Genomic DNA, 1,873 nt, shown 5'->3' on the forward strand with positions numbered 1-1,873 from the left:
TCCGGCCCGGGCGGCATCCACCCCCAGGCCTTCCGCACCACCTTCACCGCGATCGGTCTGCTGACCGCACTCCTCGGCGCCCTGATGTGCTGGCAGCAGCGCCACCTCAAGCGCCTGCTCGCGTTCTCCACCATCAGCCACGTCGGCCTGTTCCTCATCGCCGTCGCCCTGCTCACCCCCGACGGCGCCACCGGCACCGCGGTGTACGTCGCCGCGCACGGCCTGGTGAAGGCCGCGCTGTTCGCCCTCACCGGTGTACTGCTGGACCGGTACGGCTCCGTCGATGAACACGGGCTGCACGGCAAGGCACGCGACCTGCGCACCGTCGGCGTGCTGTTCGTGGTCGGCGCCCTGGCCCTGGCCGGCATGCCGCCGTTCGGTACCGGCCTTGGCAAGGCCCTGAGCGAGGAGGCCGCCGGCCACTGGCAGCCGTGGCTGCCCGCCGTGTTCGTCGCGGCCTCCGCCGCCACCGGCGCGGCCGCTCTCCGCGCGGCCCTGCGGATCTTCTTCGGCGCCGGCCCGGCCCCACAGAGCCGACCGGACGGGGACGAGACCACCGGCGAGGGCGAGGAACCCGAAATCCGCTCCCCGCAGCGCGCCTTGCCGCGAACCATGACGATCGTCCCGGCCGGTCTGATCGGCCTCGCCGTCCTCGTCGGTTCCCTACCCGCCATCCCCGCCGCCCTCGCCCGTGGCGCGGCCGTCTTCACCGACCCCGACGGCTACAGCGCCGTCGTCCTCACCCAGGCCAACACGCCGCCCGGACCCGTGCCGGCCGCGGACTGGACCGTGACCGGGGTGCTGCTGGGCCTGCTGTCCGCAGCCGTCGCCCTGGCCCTGGCCACGGCCGCCCTCCATCGGTCCGCCGCCGACCGGCACGCGGCTGCCCGAGCCGTACGGGCGCTGCGCCGCCTGCATTCCGGACACCTCGGCGACTACCTCGTCTGGCTCGCCCTCGGCGTCGCGGTGCTGTGCGTCGCGATCGCCGCCCAGACCTGAATCCTCCCAGGGTCCTACAGCCGCTCCTCCATCCCGATGGCTGCCTTCAGATCCTCGTAAGCCTGACCGCGCTTGCCTTCACGCTGCTCCAGCATCGCCCGGACGATCGCATCCAGCCTGTGCTGGATGGATACCGTCCCCGGTGGGTCGCGGGCGCGGCAACACGCTACACGGTGCCCTCCGCAGGCGGCGATCGCCGTCAGCCCGTCGCCGTCGCCCACGGCGTTGCCCGCGGACAGGCGGGGCGGGAGGCCTCTGGGCAGCGAGGATGCGGGGTGGGGGGTTACCCCGATTGGCGTGGTGCCTCAAGGGTGTCGTCGAGGCCGGTCGGGCGGGCGACTCAGGCGGCCCCGGACGGTGGATTCCGAGCGCGGCGGGGCAGGATCACAAGCGGACAGCTTCCCTCGCGCGAGGAGGCCGGTCATGTCCCCCCACTACCGTCCGCTGAGGGCGTGCGCCTGTCGGGCCCCGCGGACCACGACCGCAGACCTGCCCGGGAGAGCCGGCAGCGCCCGCCTGGACGGCAAGGCCGACCATGATCAGCGCGGCGGGTTGGAGGACGCCTTGGCGCGCTCGGTCAAGGAGGGCATGCCCTGTGTGATCGTCGACTTGCCCCGTCTCCTGTCGCGCGACTCCACTCGTCCTGACGCTCTGCTCCCAGTGCGCTTCACCGTGTACGCCGCCGCAACCGCCCCGGTGGTGGCCGCTTCGTTCCCTCAGACCCGGCGCCTGCGGCAGATCACCGGCGCAGACGAGATCTTCACCCGTCCGCGACACCGTCCGCGCCCTCACCGACCTGCGGGCCAAGTCGCTGCCCCGGGAAGACCCCGAACGCCTCACCACCCACCTGCGCACCGTCCACGACGCGGTCGCC

General features: G+C 73.4%; 2 protein-coding genes. One reads left to right on the forward strand and one right to left on the reverse strand.

What is annotated here, in order from left to right; all coding sequences use genetic code 11:
- Window positions 1-999 (forward strand): proton-conducting transporter transmembrane domain-containing protein (locus tag ACWDCZ_RS40960; RefSeq protein ID WP_449818668.1); only part of this gene is annotated, 999 nt, incomplete at its 5' end.
- 14 nt (window positions 1,000-1,013) lie between these two features.
- On the opposite strand, the gene ACWDCZ_RS40965 is transcribed toward ACWDCZ_RS40960, so the two are convergent.
- Window positions 1,014-1,220, reverse strand: coding sequence for a hypothetical protein (locus tag ACWDCZ_RS40965; protein WP_117485509.1), 207 nt, complete (start codon window positions 1,218-1,220; stop codon window positions 1,014-1,016).
- Window positions 1,221-1,873 lie beyond the last annotated feature (653 nt).

This window comes from Kitasatospora sp. NPDC001225 (genome assembly GCF_053597855.1).